This is a genomic window from Labrys methylaminiphilus subsp. lupini (assembly GCF_051161885.1).
GTDB lineage: Bacteria > Pseudomonadota > Alphaproteobacteria > Rhizobiales > Labraceae > Labrys.
In genome coordinates, this window is sequence record NZ_JBMDIH010000001.1 from 275,295 (window position 1) to 291,434 (window position 16,140).

Consider the following 16,140-nt stretch of genomic DNA (forward strand, 5'->3'; position numbering starts at 1 on the left):
CCTATGCCAGAGCGTGGTGAGTCAGCGCCGAATAGCGCCCGGTCACGAAATGCTCGAGCTGGCGCTCGATGTCGGCGAGCATCGATGAGGCTCCGATGCGGAAAAGATTGGGTTCCAGCCAGGGGCGGCCGAGCTCTTCCTTCATCAAAGCGAGCCAGGCCAGGGCGTCCTTCGCCGTCCTGAGGCCGCCGGCCGGCTTGAAGCCCACCGCCTCGCCGGTGAACTCGCCATAGTCGCGCAGGGCACGGAGCATGGTGAGGCTGACGGGGAGGGTAGCATTGACGTCCTCCTTGCCGGTGGAGGTCTTGATGAAGTCGGAGCCCGCCATCATCGCGACCATGCTGGCCTTGTAGACATTGCGCAGCGTCTTGAGGTCACCGGTGGCGAGAATGGCCTTGAGATGGGCCTCGCCGCAGGCCTCGCGCATGGCGCGGATCTCATCATAGAGGGCGTTCCAGTCCTGCGTCAGCACCTGGGCGCGGTTGATGACGATGTCGATCTCCTGGGCGCCCTGGTCGACGGCATAGCGGATTTCGGCAAGGCGCTGCGGCAGCGGGGTGAGGCCGGCGGGAAAGCCCGTCGCCACCGAGGCGACGGGAATGCCGGAACCGGCGAGTGCCTTGACGGCGGGGCCGACCATGGTGGGATAGACGCAGACGGCGCCCACCGTGGGCGGGGCATCGGCGAGGCCGAGGGCTGTAACGATGTCCTCGCGGATTGGGCGGCGCGCCTTCAGGGCGAGGCGATGCACGCGGCCGGGCGTGTCGTCTCCCGCCAGGGTGGTGAGGTCGATGCATTGCACCGCCTTTACCAGCCAGGCGGCCTGGTATTCCTTCTTCACCGTGCGGCGCCCGCCGAGGGTCGCGGCCCGGCGTTCGGTGGCGCTGAGATTGACCTCGATCGCCTCGAACCATTCGGGCTTGAGGGCCGTGCCGGGATTGCGGGCATGGGCGCCCTGGCCTGATACGATCAGGGCGGAGCCGGTGGGCACCACGCTAAGGGCCGGAGCGGCTTGAGCAGAGGAGACTTGGCCCGGCTTCTTGGAGGCAGCCGGCGTGCCTTTATCGGTCTTATCCATGGTGGGTTTCATCCAGGAGGAAGCGTGCTGTCTGCTCGTCGGTGACGAGCACGTTGAGATAGCCGGCCCTGAGGCAGGCAAGGGTTATGGCTTGTTTCGACTTGCCGGCGGCGACGCCGATCGAGAATTTCCGCTCCCGACAAAAACGCAGATCCAGGCCGATGGTTCGGGCATCGATGTCCGCGTCCACGATATTGCCATGGGCATCGACATAGCGGCTGAGAATATCGCCGACGGCGCCTTTCGCCTTGAGGGCCGCCGTTTCCGCTTCGGTGACGAAGCCCGATTGCACCAGCACGGAATCGGGGCTGATCGTGCCCATGCCGAAGCAGATCACCGGCGCTTTGCGGGCAAGCTCCAGCACGCTGGCGATAGTGGGATCCTGTTCCAGCGCCACGCGGGTGGCGGCATGGCCCAGAATGGCCGGCACCGGCAGCAAGGTCGCCGTACCATTGGCCGAGCGGGCGAAGAGTTCGGCGGTGTTGTTGGTGCGGATAGAGGGCGATCGGATGTTCATGGCCCCATTGAGCAGCACCACTTCCACGCCCTCGTTCCAGAAGGGCGGCAGGCGGTGCGCAACCGCGCTCATGGTGCGGCCCCAGGAGACGCCGATCAGCGGCACCTTGCCGAGGCCGGCGAGCATGCGTGCGGCAGCCTGCGCCACGGCATCGAGCAGGAGGCCCTCGTCCTCCTCGCCATTGTTGGGGACGACGACGGCTTCCTTCAGGTTCCAGCGGCGCTGCAGCCTGGACTCGATGTCAGGAGAGCGCGGCGCCCGCGGCACGATCTCGATGCGCACGATGCCGGCCTCGCGCGCCTCGGTCAGCAGGCGGCTGGCCTGCCAGCGCGTGAGGTTGAGCTCCTTGGCAAGGTCGCCCATGGTCATGTCGAGCTCGTAATAGCGCTTGGCGACCTGGATCATCAGGAGTTCGCGCTGCTCGCCGGACATGGTCCTGAACTGGACGTCATGGTCGAGATTGCCGACACTCATCAACGCGATCCCTCAAGCTGTCTTGATGCCAGCTTGCGCGAGAGTGGCGCAAGAAGCTCGGTCGCTTCAAGATAATCCTGCAGCAATTCACCATAGCGGGCATGGGCGGCGAGGTCGGGCTCGACCAGCGTAACCGGCTGGGCCACCGCATCCGCCGCGGCAAAGAGGTCGCCAAACAGGCCGGCGCCGGTAGCGGCGCAGGCGGCCGTGCCGACAAGGGTGAGATTGGTTTGGCTGAGGAGTTCGACGGGCATGCCCATGGCGTCGACCGTGGCCTGCAGCCACAGCGGGTTCTTGGCATAGCCGCCCGAAGAGACGATGCGGTTGCAGGCAATGCCGAGTTCCCGGATGCGGCGGAACACGTTTGCCGAACCCAGCGCCACCGCTTCGACGGCGGAGCGATAGAGGTCCGCCCTGGAATGGCTGAGCGACAGGCCGAGTACGGCGCCGCGCAGCAGGGGATCGCGATAGGGCGTCCGGTTGCCCATGAAATAATCGAGCGTGAGCAGGCCGGTGCCGCCGACCGGCAACGCGCTCGCTTCCTGCACCAGGGCAGCGCGCTCCTGCTGGTCGAGCCCGAACATATCGCGCGCATACCAGGACATCACGGAGCCGGCCGAAACCTGGCCCGCTTCCACCAGCCAATAATCCTCGACCAGGGCATGGGGATATGGCCCCCAGAAGCCGGTGACCGGTGCCTGCGCCGCGAGCTGGAAGAGATGGACGATCGAGGTGCCGCCGATCAGCAGATGTTCGCCCGGCCGCAGCGTGCCTGCGCCCGCGATGCCGGTATGCGCATCGATGCCGCCCTGGGCCAGCATGGGCCTGTTAACGAGGCCGAGATGCTCGGCCGCCGTGGCGCTGACCGGCGCGATCGGTGCGCCCACCGCCTTGATATCATCTGGCAGTTTGGTGGCGAGGTCGGGAATGCCGAATTCGGCGTAGAGCTCGTCAGGGAAGCGGCGGGTGACGGAATCGTAGTTCCATTTGCAGGTCGCGTTCATGCGCGAGCCGACCCACAGGCCCGTCAGCCTGAAATTGATGTAGTCGAGGCACTCGCAGATGATGTCGGCCCCGGCATAGACGTCCGGCTCGTGGCGCGAGAGCCACATCGCCTTGGGCACAAGCCATTCGGCCGCATCGCCGCCGCCGGCATAGGCCAGCACGGGGTGCTGCGAGAGCGCGGTCCGGGCCGCTTCTTCGGCAGCCCGGCAGTCCATCCACAGGAGGGAGGGGCGCAGGGGCGTGCCATCCCGTTTGCAGGCGACCACGGTCGAGGCCGTGGTGGCGGCGCAGACGCCATCGATATGAGGCGAGCCGAGGTCGCGCATCAGGCCGCGGCTGGCCTGCCCGAGCGCGTCCCACCAGTCGATCGGCGACTGCTCCGCCCAGCCCGGATGCGGGTGGCGGGTGGGGTATTGGACCTCCCGCTCACCAAGCATCGCACGGCTTTCAAGGTCGAACACGCCGACCCTGATGCCGCCGGTGCCGAAATCCAGGCCGAGAAGACGTGGCATGAGTGGTTCTCCGGGAGCGCGGACATCTTGTCCGCTTCACCCTCCCCCTCCAGGGGAGGGTAAGGATCGACGTGCTTTTGTGTCGATTTTACAGTTTACGGCCTGAACATCACCTTGGAGAAGAACTCGTTCTTGCGCTTGAAGCTCTCGAACATGCCGGGCAGTTCCTCGAGCGTGAGTTCATGGGTGATCATGAACTCCCATTTGAGCTTGCCGGTGGCGAGAGCCTCGAGCGATACCGTCCATTGCTTGCCGGGGAACGGGGCGCCGAAGGAGTTCCAGGCTCCATGCAGCGACACTTCCTGGCGCAGGAAGTGCTGGAAGGTCTGGTTCTCCAGCGGGACCTCGCCGACAGGGATTCCGATGAACACGACATGACCGCCGGGGCCGGCCAGCTTGGCGGCGAAGTTGATCGAGGAGGGATGCCCGGCGGCCTCGACGATGAGGTCGCAGTTCAGCCCAGCCGGCAGCGGATCGGTGATCAGCTGGGTGTGGGTCGCACCGGCCTCGCGCGCCTGTTCGAGCTTCTGCTCGGAGACGTCGACGGCGACGACTTCCGTGCAGCCCATAAGTTTCATCCACTGGATGGCGAACAGCCCGATCGGGCCGCAGCCGATGACGCCGCCGCGCTGACCAACGGTGGGCGGGGCCTTCCAGACGGCGTGGAGGGCGATCGAGGCCGGGTCGGTCATGGCGATGGCGCGGGGATCGGCATCCGCCGGGGCCTTGAGCAGATTGCCCACCGGCACCGAGACGAATTCGGTATAGGCACCGTCGCGCCGGCTGCCGAAATAGTCATAGTTGCGGCAGCGCGAGAAATTGCCGGTCGCGCATTGATCGCAGACCCGGCAGGGGATGAGCGGGGCGACGCCGACGAGTTCGCCCTTCTCGAAACCGGTCACGCCCGACCCGATCTCCGAAATATGGCCCGAGAATTCATGCCCGCAGATGATCGGCATGCGATGGGCGCCCTTGGTCAGCATGCGAGGAAGGTCCGAGCCGCATACCCCGACAGCCGCAACACGCAATAGCACCTCTCCGGTTGCCGCGACCGGCTTGGGAACCTCCTCGAGGCGGATGTCACCCGGCGAATACATGACGGCTGCGCGCATGGTCAAAGTCCTTGAATATGGAGGAGGTGTTGGGGAAGGGGGAGCAGGGGCCGTCAAACGGCCTGCCGCTCCGCGCCGAAGAGTGAGGAAGTGAAGGCGTCCAGGGCGATGATGGCATCGCGGACGATTTCCACCGACAAGGGCACCGCGACCCGCCAGGTGATCGACCCCTCCTTGAGGGCCGCCTTGGCGACGCGCTCGATGTCGGCGGCTGTGGCCTTGCCGAGCCTGAGGTCGGCAAGGGTGGTCGGCAGGCCCACCGCTTTGCAGAAGCGGGCGGTTTCTTCGATCTCGGCGAGCGGACGCCCTTCCAGCATCAGGAGGCAGAGCACGCCGAAGGCGACCTTCTCGCCGTGGAAAAAGCCATGGCTTTCCTCCAGAGCCGTCAGGCCGTCATGGATGCCGTGGGCGGCGGAAACAGCGCAATTCTCAAAACCCAGGCCGCTGAGCAGCGTATTGGCCTCGATGATGTTCTCGACGGCTGGCGTCAGCGCGCCCTTCTCGACCGCGAGCTTGGCTGCCAGCGCATCGCGCATCAGCACTTCATGGCAGGCCTTGGCGATGGCAATGCCAGCCAGCGGGGCCGGATAGCCGCCGGCGATGAAGTTGTCGGAGCGCGATTCCAGGTTGGAGCGGGCTTCGAACCAGGTGGAGAGGGCATCGCCGATGCCGGCCACCAGGAAGCGGGCGGGGGCCTTGGCGATCAGGGCGCTGTCAACCACCACCACGTCCGGATTGCGTGGCAGCATGAAGGATTCCTTGAACACGCCCTGCGGCGTGTAGGTCACCGCGATGGCGCTGGTCGGTGCGTCCGTGGAGGCGATGGTGGGCACGATGGCGATGCGGGCATCGTTGGCGATCGCGGCCAGCTTGGCGGTGTCGGCCGTTTTGCCGCCGCCGATGCCGACGACGATATCCGCGTTGGCCTGGGAGACCAGGGATGTCACCCGGTCGATCTCCTCGCGGCAGCATTCGCCGTTGAACTTCTCCATGGTGAGGCCGAGGCCGCTGCCTTCGAGCGAGGCTAGGATGGAGGCGCCGAGCTTTTCGAAGACGAAGCCGTCGACGAGCAGGAAGGCCTGCTTGCCGAGAGGGCGTAAATGATCGGCGAGGCGGCCGATTTCGCCGGCCCGCTGGATGTATTTGAGCGGACCACCGAAGGCCCGGCCCTGTGCGCTGTGCCACCCGCGAGATTCAGCCATTGGAAGAATTCCCTGTGTCGCATCGCCTGGTGGCGATGAATGATCAATATTCACATTTGTGAAATAAGATCATTTATGTGAAAATTTAGACAGAAAAATACGCGCTGTCAACGGAGTCGGCAGCGCGTTGGGTTGTCGTCTATCGCTTCAGAGTGCCGGTTGCGTATTGCAGCAGCATCGCGACCACGATGATCAGGCCGGTATAGAGCTGCTGGCTGTAGCCGGGCACCCCGGCGAGGTTCATGATGTTGGCGATGATGCCCATCACCAGCGTGCCCAGCAGCGTGTTGACCACGTCGCCGCGCCCGCCCATCAGGCTGGCGCCGCCGATCACCACGGCTGCGATGACGTTGAGCTCCATGCCGACGCCGACCTGGGCCGAGCCGATGGTGGTGCGGCTGGCGGAAATCACGCCGGCGAGGCCGGCCAGCGCCCCGGAGATCACATAGACGGCCAGGACATAGCGCGGCACCGCAATGCCGGACAGCCGCACCGCTTCCTCGTTGGAGCCGATGGCGGTGATGATGCGACCGAAGCGCGTGAAGGAGAGCACGATGCCGCCGACGATGAACACCGCGAACATCAGGATGACGGGCTGGGGTATGCCGAGCCAGTAGCCGGCACCGAAATCGGCCAGGGCCTGGCCGCCGTCACCGATCGAGATCGGCCGCCCTTCCGAGATCATGAAGGAGAGCGAGCGGGCGATCGCCATCATGGCCAGCGACATCACGAAGGAGGGCAGGCGCATATAGGCGACGAAGAAGCCGACGGCGAGGCCGCAGGCGGCGCCGCACAAGATCACCAGCGCGATGCTGACGCCGACGCCATAGCCGAGCTTGGCGATGAAATAGGCCGTCAGCACACAGCCCAGCGCCAGCACCGAACCGACCGAAAGGTCGATGCCGCGGGTGAGGATGACGAAAAGCATGCCAACCGACATGATGCCAGCGCCGGAGGCGACTTGGCGGAGCACGTTCAGGATGTTGTTCTTGGTCAGGAAGCTGTCGGTCCACACGGAGGCGACGATGACCAGGACCAGGAAGATGCCGAGGGTCGCGAAACGCTGCACCAGGGCGCCGAGATCATAGCCGCGCTTGCCGTCGCCGCGGTTCTCGCTGAGAGCTGTCATTGTCCTATACCATTCGCCGCTTGAATTGCTTTGCCGGGTTGCCCGCCTTCGCTCATGGCCAGGGAAAGCAGGTTTTCCTCGCTGTAATCGCCCGGGCTGAGTTCGCCGCGGATCTCGCCCTCGCGCATCACCAGCACGCGGTCGCACAAGCCGAAGAGCTCCTGATGTTCGGAAGAGATTACCAGGACGGCCTTGCCGGCTTCCGCCAGGCGGTTGACGAGCGTGTAGATCTCGGTTTTCGCGCCGACGTCGACGCCACGGGTCGGCTCGTCGAGGATGATGAGATCGCCGTCGGCATGGAACCACTTGGCCAGCACCACCTTCTGCTGGTTGCCGCCCGACAGGCTCGATACGGGCGCGTCGACGCTGGCGGCCTTGAGGCGCAGGCTCTGGCCGAGTTCGCCAACGGTGCGCCGTTCCAAGCCCCGGCGCAGGAAGCCGAGCGCAGTGGTGACCGACGACATCCGAGCCATGGTGGCGTTCACCCGGATGGGCTTGTCGAGGATGACGCCCTGATGCTTGCGATCCTCAGGGACCAGCCCGACGCCCGCCGCGACGGCGTCGCGCGGCGAGCGGAAATGCACCGGCTTGCCTTTGAACTTGATGGCGCCGCTATCGGGCCTGTCGGCACCGAAGATCAGGCGGGCGACCTCGGTACGTCCGGAGCCGACCAGGCCACCGAGGCCGACGATCTCGCCGGCGCGCACGGCGAGGCTGACATTGCGGACCTTGCGGCCGGCATGGAGCGCGGACACGCTGATCACTTCCTCGCCGATCCTGCGCTCCCCCTTCTCGGGAAAGAGGGCGGAGAGCGGCCGGCCGACCATCATCCGGATGATGTCGTCGATGGTCACGTCCTTGGCGGCGACGGTGCCGACGAGCTGGCCGTCCTTCATCACGGTCATGCGATCGGAGATCCGCATCACCTCCTCGAGGCGATGGGAGATATAGACGACACCGACGCCATGGCTGCGCAGATCGGTGATGACCTTGTGCAGGCGCTCGGCATCCCGATCCGACAGCACGGCGGTCGGCTCGTCGAAAATGATGATCTTGACCTCGCGCGACAGCGCCTTGGCGATCTCGACCACCTGCTGATGGGCGACGGCGAGATTGCCGACGCGCTCGCCGGGATCGATGTCGAAGCCGAGCCGCTTGATCAATTCGCCGGCGCGCTTTCTCAGCCCCGGCCCTGCGAAGACCCCGGGCAGTTCGCCCAGGAAGATGTTCTCCGCCACCGACAAATCGGGGGCAAGGGCCAATTCCTGATGGATCACGGCGATGCCGAGTGCCCTGGCCAGGCGCGGATCGCGGAAGTCGACGTGACGTCCGGCGACCGTCACCTCACCACTGCTGGGGTGCAGTTCGCCGCCCAGCACACGCATCAGCGTCGACTTGCCGGCGCCGTTCTCGCCGAGCAAGGCATGAACCTCGCCACTCTGGACGTCGAAGTCGACGCCCTTGAGGGCGTGTACGCCGCCGAAGGACTTGGTGATGGCGGTGAGCCTGGCGAGTTCGGACATGATGCCTCGCTGGTTTGGATATCGCAGGGCGACTATTGCCTTCTCCCCGTGTGGGAGAAGGTGGCGCGAAGCGCCGGATGAGGGGTTGACGAAACCTCTCTGTTCTTGGTGCTTGTCCCTGAAGTTGTTTCGGATGGGGTACGAGACCCCTCATCCGCCCCTTCGGGGCACCTTCTCCCACAAGGGGAGAAGGCGCATGACGCCGAAGCCGCCGCTTAGAACACCGCGTCCTTCTTGTAGAACTTGTCGACGTTCTCCTGAGTGATCACCGCCGGCGTGGTGAGTTCGAGCTTGGGCGTGTCGGGGGAGAGCTCGCCCTTGAGCGCCTTCAGGCCGATATCGACAGCGGTACGCGCCACCAGATCCGGATCGTTGAGGCCGGTCGCGCCATATTTGCCGTCCTTGATGAGAGCGAGCGCTTCCTTCTGGCCATCGGCGGCGGCGAGCACCAGCACGTCGGTCTTGCCGGCGGCCTGCAGCGCCTTCATGCCGCCCAGCGCCATCGAATCGTTCTCTGCGAGCAGCACGGTGACGTCAGGATGGGCCTGCAGCAGGTCCTCGGCGGCCTTGAGGCCGTCCTCGGTCGCCCAATTGCCCCAGCCCTGGCCGAGCACCTCGAAGCTGGCCTTGCCGTCATTGACGAGCTGGCCCTCTACAAGGCCGCGGAAGACGCCGAGGCGGCGGTCGCGGCCCACTTCATTGCCCTGGGAGCCGGAGAGCAGGATGATCTTGACGGGCTTGCCCTGCATCTTCTTGGCCAGCCACTGGCCGACGAGGAAGCCGTTCTGGTCGTTGGAGGAGCGCACCTGGGTGACGATCTTGGCCTTGGTGTTGATCGATGAATCCATCACCACCACCTTCACGCCAGCCGCGGTGGCGGCATTGGCTGCCCCGACGAGGCCTTCCGGATCGCGCGGGTTGAGAATCAGGAGGTTGACGCCCTTGGCGACCATGTCCTCGACGTCGGAGATCTGCTTGCCCATGTCGTTCTGGCCATCGGAGGTGGTGACCTCACAACCGGCCTTCTTGCCCTGATCGATGGCGGCGGCCTGCTGGGCGGCGAAATAGGGGGCGCTCAGCGTGTACATCGCCACGCCGATCTTGCAGTCGGCGGCGCTCGCCATGCCCATCGTGCCGGCCAGCAATGCTGCGGCCAGGCTGCCGCCCAAAAGGGTTTTCTTCATTGGCTCTCTCCTCCACGTCGTCCGTCAGGGCGTTTTTCCTGGCCCTGTTCTGTAGCATAAGTACATTTTTTGACAGGGGTCAAGCGATCCAAATTTTAAAAAATTGAAACAAAATCACATACGTGAAATATTGCAACGCAATATTGTCTAAATTAGCTTAAAATGAGTTAAAATAGTGCGCCGAGGGTTGTCGGGGTGCTGATAAAAATGTAGTGATGCTACAGAATGGCGAGCTTCCAAGAGCGCCGCAATCAAAAGAAAGGTTGGTTGATATGCCCATGCGCGAGCCGGGTCTGTGCGTCGTCGATGTCGAGAACGGGGAATTGCGGGGGGCAACCAACCGCTACACCAAGACGATGGGCGATCTTGCCGGCCTCTATGAAGACGAGGCTGCCTATCGAACCGTCCTCGCCGAACTCGGCGACAAGGTGGTTTACGAGGTGACGGATTACAAACCCTCGGCGGATGCCGGCGACATGATCATCGGGGTTACCCGCATGATTCCAGGCAAGGTGGGGCGGGAATATTTCCTCACGCGCGGCCACATCCACGCCAATCCCAATCGTCCGGAAATGTATTACGGCGAGAGCGGACACGGCATCATGCTGCTGGAATCGCCGGCCGGAGAAATCCGCAGCGTCGAGATCGGGCCGCGCAGCCTGTGCTATGTGCCGCCCTACTGGATCCACCGCTCGGTCAATGTCGGCTCGACCGATCTGGTGATGACCTTCGCCTATCCCGCCGACTCAGGCCAGGACTATGACATCATCGCCAAGGCCGGCGGCATGCGCAGCCGTATCGTCGATGACGGCAAGGGCGGATGGGCGGCCGTCGACAATGCTGGCTACCAGTTCCGGGCTAAGGAGTTGGTCGAGGCCATCATGGCGAGGTGAGGTGCGCGACTTCCCTTCTCCCCTTGCGGGAGAAGGTGCCCTGAAGGGGCGGATGAGGGGTCTCCCGACTCATCCAATTCGAATCGGAGGCGGGCGTTGAGCCACGAAGAACGGTAAGGTTGCAAAACCCCTCATCCGGCGCTTCGCGCCACCTTCTCCCGCAAGGGGAGAAGGCTTTCCCACTCCTCAAGCCTCGTCGGCGTCGCCCTCGTCGTCATCATCGGCGTCGATCTCGCCGCCGAGCGCGTGCTTGAAGCCTTTCTCGACTCGCTTGAGCAATTTGCGCAGGCGCTTGCGGTCCTTGTTGTCGAGATGGCTGGTGGCTTCCGCCTCGATGTCGAGCGCCAGGGCCGCGATAGCCGTGGCCTTTTCCTTGCCGTCCGCGCTCAGGCCCACGCGCACGACGCGCCCATCACCGTCGGTCGCCTTGCGCTCGATCAGGCCGGCGGCCGACAGGCGCGCAATCGTCTTGGAGGCTGTCGGGGGCCTGACGCGCAGGATTTCCGCCAATTCGCTCATCGACAGGGCTTCTCGCCCGGCAAGGGCTTCGAGCACCTGTTCCTGGCCCGGGAACAGGCCAAGTCCTTCGAGGAGTTTGGCGGTGCGGGCCCGATGCAGGCGGGCCACGTGGATCAACTGATAACCAAGTGTCTTGGAGGCCGGATGTCGCATGGTAATGATCCGCCGGCTGATGATTTGCTGTAGCCGGCTTCAGATACAGTTTCTCACAGAAAATGTCGAGGATTTCGTCGGCTTTAGCCTGAAATCCGGTAAATATTTCCTGTCCGACGTAGGCTCTAAACCTTGGCCAGTGCCTTCTCCACTCTGGTCAGGAAGGCAGCGCGCGAGCGGTCGGTCGACAGGTTCATCGAGTAATGGGCGAGGTATTGAAAGCGCGCGAAGGGCTTCACCACAGCCCGCAGCATGCGCGTGACCACGCGGCGGGGCGGATCGCTCATCAGCAGGGCCTTCAGATGCGAGCCGCCATAGGTGGTGACGGCCACCACCTTGGTGATGTTGTGCAAATTGCCCTGGACCTTGCCGTCGACCAGGGTGAAGGACACGCCGGGCAGGAAGACCCGGTCGAAAAACCCCTTGAGGATGGCCGGAAAGCCGTAGTTCCAGATCGGCGTGACGATCACCAGCACCTGCGCCCGTTGCAGGCGTTCAACATAATCAGCCACGCCATCGCGGTTTTTTGCGGTGTCGTGATAGGTGCGCCGTTCGGCGGCCGTGAGCACGGGCTGGAACCCTTCGGCATAGAGGTCGCAGTCGTCGACCTCATGGCCGGCCTTGCGCAAGGTCTCCACGGCGCAGGTATGCAGCGCCGCGCCGAAGGATTCCTCGCAAGGGTGCGAGAAGAGGACGAGGACCCGCATCAGCCCTTCATCTCGACCTCGACGAAGGCCATGTGGGACTGGCCGCCGTTGAAGACATTGTGCTCGACGCCGGCCGGGCGCGAGTAGGAGGTGCCGGCAGCGAGTGGAACCAGCTTCTCGCCTTGCGTGTCGACGATACGCAGCGTGCCGTCGACCAATGGAACCACGGCATAGGGATATTCATGGCGGTGCCAGCCCGTCTCCTGGCCGGGCTCGAAATCGTAGCGGGTGATGCGCACCCGCTCATCGTCGACCTGGAGCGTTCCGGTCGCCAGATTGGTGTTGTCGCTGTTGTGTGCTCCACACATGGCAGGGCCTTTCATAGCTATGGTTTGGTGTTGGACCTCGCCATTTCGTGGCGAGGTGCATTTGGCAGGCGAGTGTGTCCGATATCCTGGCAAGCCGATCAGGCTTCCATTTGCATGCCCCGGAAAAGATAGGTCCGGTTCGAGGAATAGTCATAATCGGGATCGTCCCAGGCGATCATCTTGCCGGGATTGAGCAGGCCCTTGGGATCGGCTTCGCGCTTGAAGGCGAGCTGCATCTCGTCGGTCTGCTTCATGCCGCCTTCCTCCAGCGTGTAGCGGTGCGGGTTGAACACCGGCGCACCCATGTCCTCGTGGATGCGGATGATCTCGTCGAGGCGCTCCGCGGTGGTGAACTTGACGAGCGGCAGGCCGAAGCAGGTGATCTTGCCGTCGAAGCGCACGAATTCGAGATGGGCCACCACTTCGTCGCCGAAGACGGCATGGATCTTGGAGACGAGTTCGAGCTGGTTGGGGAAGGGGTAGAGCGTCTGAAGATAGGTGATGGTGGGATCGAGCTTGAGGGCACGCAGCGTGGTGTGGTTCCAGCCGAGTTCGTAGATGTCGGGCAGGCCCTTGCGGTCCGCCTCGCTCATGCCCGACGTCGAGAACAACAGTTCTGCGCCCTTGCGCCGGCGGGTGATGGTGAGGAAGGCATCGTAGTTCTGCGGGGCGATCATGGCGCAGACGATATGCTTGTCGCGCGGGATCCAACGCCGGTGCCGGTTGAAATAGTCATGCGCGGCCGGCGCGGCCACCACCGCGAGCTGCTTCTTGAGGATGCCGTCAGCCTCGCCGGTCTCGTTGGCGAAGGCGGCCGCCTCGGCGAGCGTATCGAAGCCGACGATGACGTCGATCCACTTGAAGGCCGATGTCAGTGGCATCTCGACTTCCGTGATGATGCCGTTGGTGCCGTAGGCATGGCTGACCTTGTGCAGATCCTCGCCGGTGAGATCGAGGATGCGTGGGCTTGCCTCCATCGTCACTACCTTGAGGCGGGTGATATTGCCCCAGTCGCGCAGGCCGCCCCAGGTGATCGAGCCGACGCCGCCCGAGCCGCCGGCGACGAAGCCGCCGATGGTGGCCGTCTTCGCGGTGGAGGGATGCAGACGCAATTCCTGGCCGGAATGGGCTTGCGTCTGTTTGTCGATCTCGGCCATCACCGCGCCGGCTTCGGCGACCAGCACGCCCGGCTCGATCGAGATGATCTTGTCCATGAAGGACAGATCGAGCACGGCCCCCCGCGACAGCGGCATCGCCTGGCCGTAATTGCCGGTGCCGGTGCCGCGGGGCGTCACCGGAATGTCGAGCGCGTAGCAGGCGGCGAGCGTGGCGACGACGTCGTCCGTGGATTTGGCGAAGATGATGCAATCGCCGGTGATGTGGTCGAGCTCGCGCTTGAGCACCGGCGAATACCAGAAGAAGTCGCGGCTCTTCTGCCGCACCAAGGTCGGGTGATCCTCGATGCGGATTTCGGGCAGGCGGGCCTTGAGGGCGGCGATGTCGGTCATGGGCGGATCTCGGAGTGCCGATCTCCAGATCGGCATTCTTGGAAGCGAAGCGTTCCGTCGAAGAAAAATGCCGATCTGGAGATCGGCACACCATGTCTGGTGCGTCAAGTCTGGTTGATTGAGCGCCTAGGGGCCGCTGGCCTGCGATCGCCGGACCAAACCTTCGGTTCGGTCTGACAGCACCGCATCGAGTTCCTCATAGTCTGGCAAAGCGGTGTCGATGGCCTGGCCCTTGCGCACCACGATGCGATCGGCCTGCGGGCGGGACAGCAGCTCCGTCCAGCTCCTGGCCTTGAACAGCACGAAATCGGCCGGCCCACCGACACGCAGCCGCCCGGCATCGATGCCCATCACCGAGGCCGGCGTCGCCGTAACCGCCTTTGGCCAGTCGCCGAAGGGATGGTCGAGATGGGCCACGCGCGTCGCCTCGCGGAAGACTTCGAGGGCATCGAGATCGCCATAGGCATAGAAGGGGTCGCGCGTATTGTCGGAGGAGACCGCGACCGGCACGCCCGCCGCCTTCAATTCGTGCAGCAGCGTCACGCCGCGCGAGCGGGGGGTGCGGCCGGGCACGCGGTCCTGCAGATAGAGATTGCACATTGGCAGCGAGACCACGGCGATGCCGGCCTGCGCCACCTTGTCGATGGTAGCCTTGATCTCGTCCTCCTCCTGCCGGGCGAGGGAACAGCAATGGCCGACCGTGACCTGGCCGGCGAAGCGATGCCGCAGGGCCGCCTCGGCGATATGGCTTAGTGTGCGGGCTTCGGGGTCCTGGGTCTCGTCGACATGGAAATCGAGATCGAAGCCGTTGTCGGCGGCGAGGCGGAACAGCGTGTCCAGGCCCTGGTCGAGCTCGGGCACCATATAGGTGACGCCGCCCAGGATACCGTCATGCGCGCGCAGGGCGGCGGTTATGTCGGACATGTGGGCGCGATCGGCCACATGCTCGATGGAAAACAGCGCGACGGCCTGCAATTCGATGCGGCCCGCCCATTTTTCGCGCATTTCGGCAAGAACAGGCCAGGAGATGCCGATCTGCTTGCCGATCGAATCGAGATGGGTACGGATGGCGGAGGTGCCGTGCGCATAGGCGCAGCGTAGTGAGAAATCCATGCGGGCGGCGACATCGGCGGCCGACCAATGAGCCTCGCGATCCAGGGTCACGTTGTCGAGAGCCCCGAAGAAGGTGCCGTCGGGGTTGCGGCGGCGCGGCCAGATATGGCCCTTGTCTAGATGGGTGTGCAGTTCCACGAAGCTCGGGAAGACCATGCCTGCGCTGAGTGTACCGGAGGGACCTGTCACGGCCTCGATCGCCTCGATGCGCCCGTCCGCGACGGTCAGGCAGATGCGTGTCAGGCCATCCTGGTCGGCGCCGGCCAGTGGTTGCGACACCAGGCAGGCCGGCACGCTGGCCTCGACCGACCATCGGCCATCGGTGGGAACTGCGAGGGGCTTGGACACGGTCAGTTTTCCCGCTTCAGCGCGCTCTCATGCCATTTGTACAGCAAGAGATGCGACAGATAGGACAGGGCGAGGAAGATGGCGATGCCCGTCAGCGACAGCAGCACCAGCGCGGCATAGGCCCGCGGATAGGCAAAATAGCGTGGCGCGAGATAGATGATATAGCCAAGACCCCCGCGCGCGCCACCCGCACCGGTGGCGAGTTCCGACACCACGGCGCCGATCAGGGAAAGACCGCCGGCGATGCGCACGCCGCCGAGGAAATAGGGCAGGGCCCCGCGCAGGCGCAGCAGCCACAATTTCTGCCAGGAAGAGGCGCGGTAGAGCTCGAAGAGGTTGAGCAGATTATGGTCGGTCGAGCGCAGGCCGATCAGCGTGTTGGCGAGCACCGGGAAGAAGGCGACGAGCCATACGCAAATCAGGAGCACGGTGGCCTGCGAGAAGATCACCAGCAAGAGCGGCGCCAGGGCGAGCACCGGCGTGACCTGCAGGATGATGGCATAGGGATAGAGCGTATATTCGACCAGCCGCGACAGCGAGAATAGAATGGCGAGCGAAACGCCGCCCACCACCGCGAGCACGAAGCCTTTCAACGTCACTTCCAGGGTGAAGAGCCAGGCCGGCCCCAGTGTTTCCCATTCGCGGAAGAAGGCAGCCCAGATCTCGCTGGGGGCGGGCACCACCTTCATCGGGGTAAGGCCGGCGGCCACGCAATATTCCCAGGCCCCCAGCACGACCACCAGAAAGGCGAGCGGCAGCAGCCATTTTAGGAGTGCCGACGGGTTCCGGCGAGTTGTGACGGGAGGAGTGGCGGCATCGCCCGCCGAACTGATCACGCTCATCCTGTTTCTGCCC

The 16,140-nt window shown here is 64.4% G+C and carries 15 protein-coding genes; 1 reads left to right on the forward strand and 14 read right to left on the reverse strand.

What is annotated here, in order from left to right; translation table 11 throughout:
- Position 1 precedes the first annotated feature (1 nt).
- The 8 genes from deoC to ACN6KF_RS01235 form a co-directional block, all read right to left on the reverse strand.
- Positions 2 to 1,078, reverse strand: coding sequence for a deoxyribose-phosphate aldolase (deoC, locus tag ACN6KF_RS01200; RefSeq protein ID WP_434955075.1), 1,077 nt, complete (start codon positions 1,076 to 1,078; stop codon positions 2 to 4).
- Complete coding sequence (locus ACN6KF_RS01205; RefSeq protein WP_434955076.1) at positions 1,071 to 2,069, reverse strand: sugar-binding transcriptional regulator; 999 nt, start codon at positions 2,067 to 2,069, stop codon at positions 1,071 to 1,073. The genes deoC and ACN6KF_RS01205 overlap by 8 nt, the downstream gene beginning before the upstream one ends.
- Entirely contained in the window at positions 2,069 to 3,586 is a 1,518-nt protein-coding gene (locus tag ACN6KF_RS01210) for an FGGY-family carbohydrate kinase (RefSeq protein WP_434955077.1), read from the reverse strand. Before ACN6KF_RS01210 ends, ACN6KF_RS01205 begins: the two co-directional genes overlap by 1 nt.
- A gap of 95 nt (positions 3,587 to 3,681) precedes the next feature.
- Positions 3,682 to 4,698 (reverse strand): galactitol-1-phosphate 5-dehydrogenase, encoded by a 1,017-nt coding sequence (locus tag ACN6KF_RS01215; RefSeq protein WP_434955078.1) that lies wholly within the window; start codon positions 4,696 to 4,698, stop codon positions 3,682 to 3,684.
- Positions 4,699 to 4,751: 53 nt separating this feature from the next.
- Positions 4,752 to 5,900 (reverse strand): glycerol dehydrogenase, encoded by a 1,149-nt coding sequence (locus tag ACN6KF_RS01220; protein ID WP_434955079.1) that lies wholly within the window; start codon positions 5,898 to 5,900, stop codon positions 4,752 to 4,754.
- A 139-nt stretch (positions 5,901 to 6,039) separates the two neighbouring features.
- Positions 6,040 to 7,029 carry an ABC transporter permease gene (locus ACN6KF_RS01225; RefSeq protein ID WP_149252057.1) on the reverse strand — a complete coding sequence of 330 codons (990 nt, stop codon included), beginning with the start codon at positions 7,027 to 7,029 and terminating at the stop codon, positions 6,040 to 6,042.
- Positions 7,026 to 8,552 (reverse strand): sugar ABC transporter ATP-binding protein, encoded by a 1,527-nt coding sequence (locus ACN6KF_RS01230; protein ID WP_434955080.1) that lies wholly within the window; start codon positions 8,550 to 8,552, stop codon positions 7,026 to 7,028. The genes ACN6KF_RS01225 and ACN6KF_RS01230 overlap by 4 nt, the downstream gene beginning before the upstream one ends.
- 215 nt (positions 8,553 to 8,767) lie before the next feature.
- A complete protein-coding gene (locus tag ACN6KF_RS01235; protein ID WP_434955081.1) occupies positions 8,768 to 9,736 on the reverse strand; it encodes a substrate-binding domain-containing protein in 969 nt (322 codons plus the stop codon).
- Positions 9,737 to 10,008: 272 nt separating this feature from the next.
- Here ACN6KF_RS01235 and ACN6KF_RS01240 point away from each other — a divergent pair, with 272 nt between their 5' ends.
- Entirely contained in the window at positions 10,009 to 10,629 is a 621-nt protein-coding gene (locus ACN6KF_RS01240; protein ID WP_434955082.1) for a glucose-6-phosphate isomerase, read from the forward strand.
- Between the two features lie 186 nt (positions 10,630 to 10,815).
- Here ACN6KF_RS01240 and ACN6KF_RS01245 read toward each other — a convergent pair whose 3' ends face one another.
- From ACN6KF_RS01245 to ACN6KF_RS01270, 6 genes are all read right to left on the reverse strand, one after another.
- On the reverse strand, positions 10,816 to 11,301 hold the full coding sequence (locus ACN6KF_RS01245; RefSeq protein ID WP_434955083.1) for a MarR family winged helix-turn-helix transcriptional regulator: 486 nt from the start codon (positions 11,299 to 11,301) through the stop codon (positions 10,816 to 10,818).
- A gap of 125 nt (positions 11,302 to 11,426) precedes the next feature.
- Positions 11,427 to 12,008: an NAD(P)H-dependent oxidoreductase gene (locus ACN6KF_RS01250; RefSeq protein WP_434955084.1), complete on the reverse strand. Its 582-nt coding sequence runs from the start codon at positions 12,006 to 12,008 to the stop codon at positions 11,427 to 11,429.
- Positions 12,008 to 12,316, reverse strand: a complete 309-nt coding sequence (locus tag ACN6KF_RS01255; RefSeq protein WP_434955085.1) for a cupin domain-containing protein — start codon at positions 12,314 to 12,316, stop codon at positions 12,008 to 12,010. The genes ACN6KF_RS01250 and ACN6KF_RS01255 overlap by 1 nt, the downstream gene beginning before the upstream one ends.
- Positions 12,317 to 12,414: 98 nt before the next feature.
- Complete coding sequence (locus ACN6KF_RS01260; protein WP_434955086.1) at positions 12,415 to 13,824, reverse strand: FAD-binding oxidoreductase; 1,410 nt, start codon at positions 13,822 to 13,824, stop codon at positions 12,415 to 12,417.
- Positions 13,825 to 13,950: 126 nt separating this feature from the next.
- Positions 13,951 to 15,285, reverse strand: coding sequence for a cytosine deaminase (locus ACN6KF_RS01265; protein ID WP_434955087.1), 1,335 nt, complete (start codon positions 15,283 to 15,285; stop codon positions 13,951 to 13,953).
- A 2-nt stretch (positions 15,286 to 15,287) separates the two neighbouring features.
- Positions 15,288 to 16,127: an ABC transporter permease gene (locus tag ACN6KF_RS01270; RefSeq protein ID WP_434955088.1), complete on the reverse strand. Its 840-nt coding sequence runs from the start codon at positions 16,125 to 16,127 to the stop codon at positions 15,288 to 15,290.
- Positions 16,128 to 16,140: the final 13 nt, after the last annotated feature.

Excerpts from the sequence above, each read along its gene's own strand:
- deoC (WP_434955075.1), bottom strand. The coding sequence starts at position 1,078 with ATGGATAAGACCGATAAAGGCACGCCGGCTGCCTCCAAGAAGCCGGGC.
- ACN6KF_RS01205 (WP_434955076.1), bottom strand. The coding sequence starts at position 2,069 with ATGAGTGTCGGCAATCTCGACCATGACGTCCAGTTCAGGACCATGTCC.
- ACN6KF_RS01210 (WP_434955077.1), bottom strand. The coding sequence starts at position 3,586 with ATGCCACGTCTTCTCGGCCTGGATTTCGGCACCGGCGGCATCAGGGTC.
- ACN6KF_RS01215 (WP_434955078.1), bottom strand. The coding sequence starts at position 4,698 with ATGCGCGCAGCCGTCATGTATTCGCCGGGTGACATCCGCCTCGAGGAG.
- ACN6KF_RS01220 (WP_434955079.1), bottom strand. The coding sequence starts at position 5,900 with ATGGCTGAATCTCGCGGGTGGCACAGCGCACAGGGCCGGGCCTTCGGT.
- ACN6KF_RS01225 (WP_149252057.1), bottom strand. The coding sequence starts at position 7,029 with ATGACAGCTCTCAGCGAGAACCGCGGCGACGGCAAGCGCGGCTATGAT.
- ACN6KF_RS01230 (WP_434955080.1), bottom strand. The coding sequence starts at position 8,552 with ATGTCCGAACTCGCCAGGCTCACCGCCATCACCAAGTCCTTCGGCGGC.
- ACN6KF_RS01235 (WP_434955081.1), bottom strand. The coding sequence starts at position 9,736 with ATGAAGAAAACCCTTTTGGGCGGCAGCCTGGCCGCAGCATTGCTGGCC.
- ACN6KF_RS01240 (WP_434955082.1), top strand. The coding sequence starts at position 10,009 with ATGCCCATGCGCGAGCCGGGTCTGTGCGTCGTCGATGTCGAGAACGGG.
- ACN6KF_RS01245 (WP_434955083.1), bottom strand. The coding sequence starts at position 11,301 with ATGCGACATCCGGCCTCCAAGACACTTGGTTATCAGTTGATCCACGTG.
- ACN6KF_RS01250 (WP_434955084.1), bottom strand. The coding sequence starts at position 12,008 with ATGCGGGTCCTCGTCCTCTTCTCGCACCCTTGCGAGGAATCCTTCGGC.
- ACN6KF_RS01255 (WP_434955085.1), bottom strand. The coding sequence starts at position 12,316 with ATGTGTGGAGCACACAACAGCGACAACACCAATCTGGCGACCGGAACG.
- ACN6KF_RS01260 (WP_434955086.1), bottom strand. The coding sequence starts at position 13,824 with ATGACCGACATCGCCGCCCTCAAGGCCCGCCTGCCCGAAATCCGCATC.
- ACN6KF_RS01270 (WP_434955088.1), bottom strand. The coding sequence starts at position 16,127 with ATGAGCGTGATCAGTTCGGCGGGCGATGCCGCCACTCCTCCCGTCACA.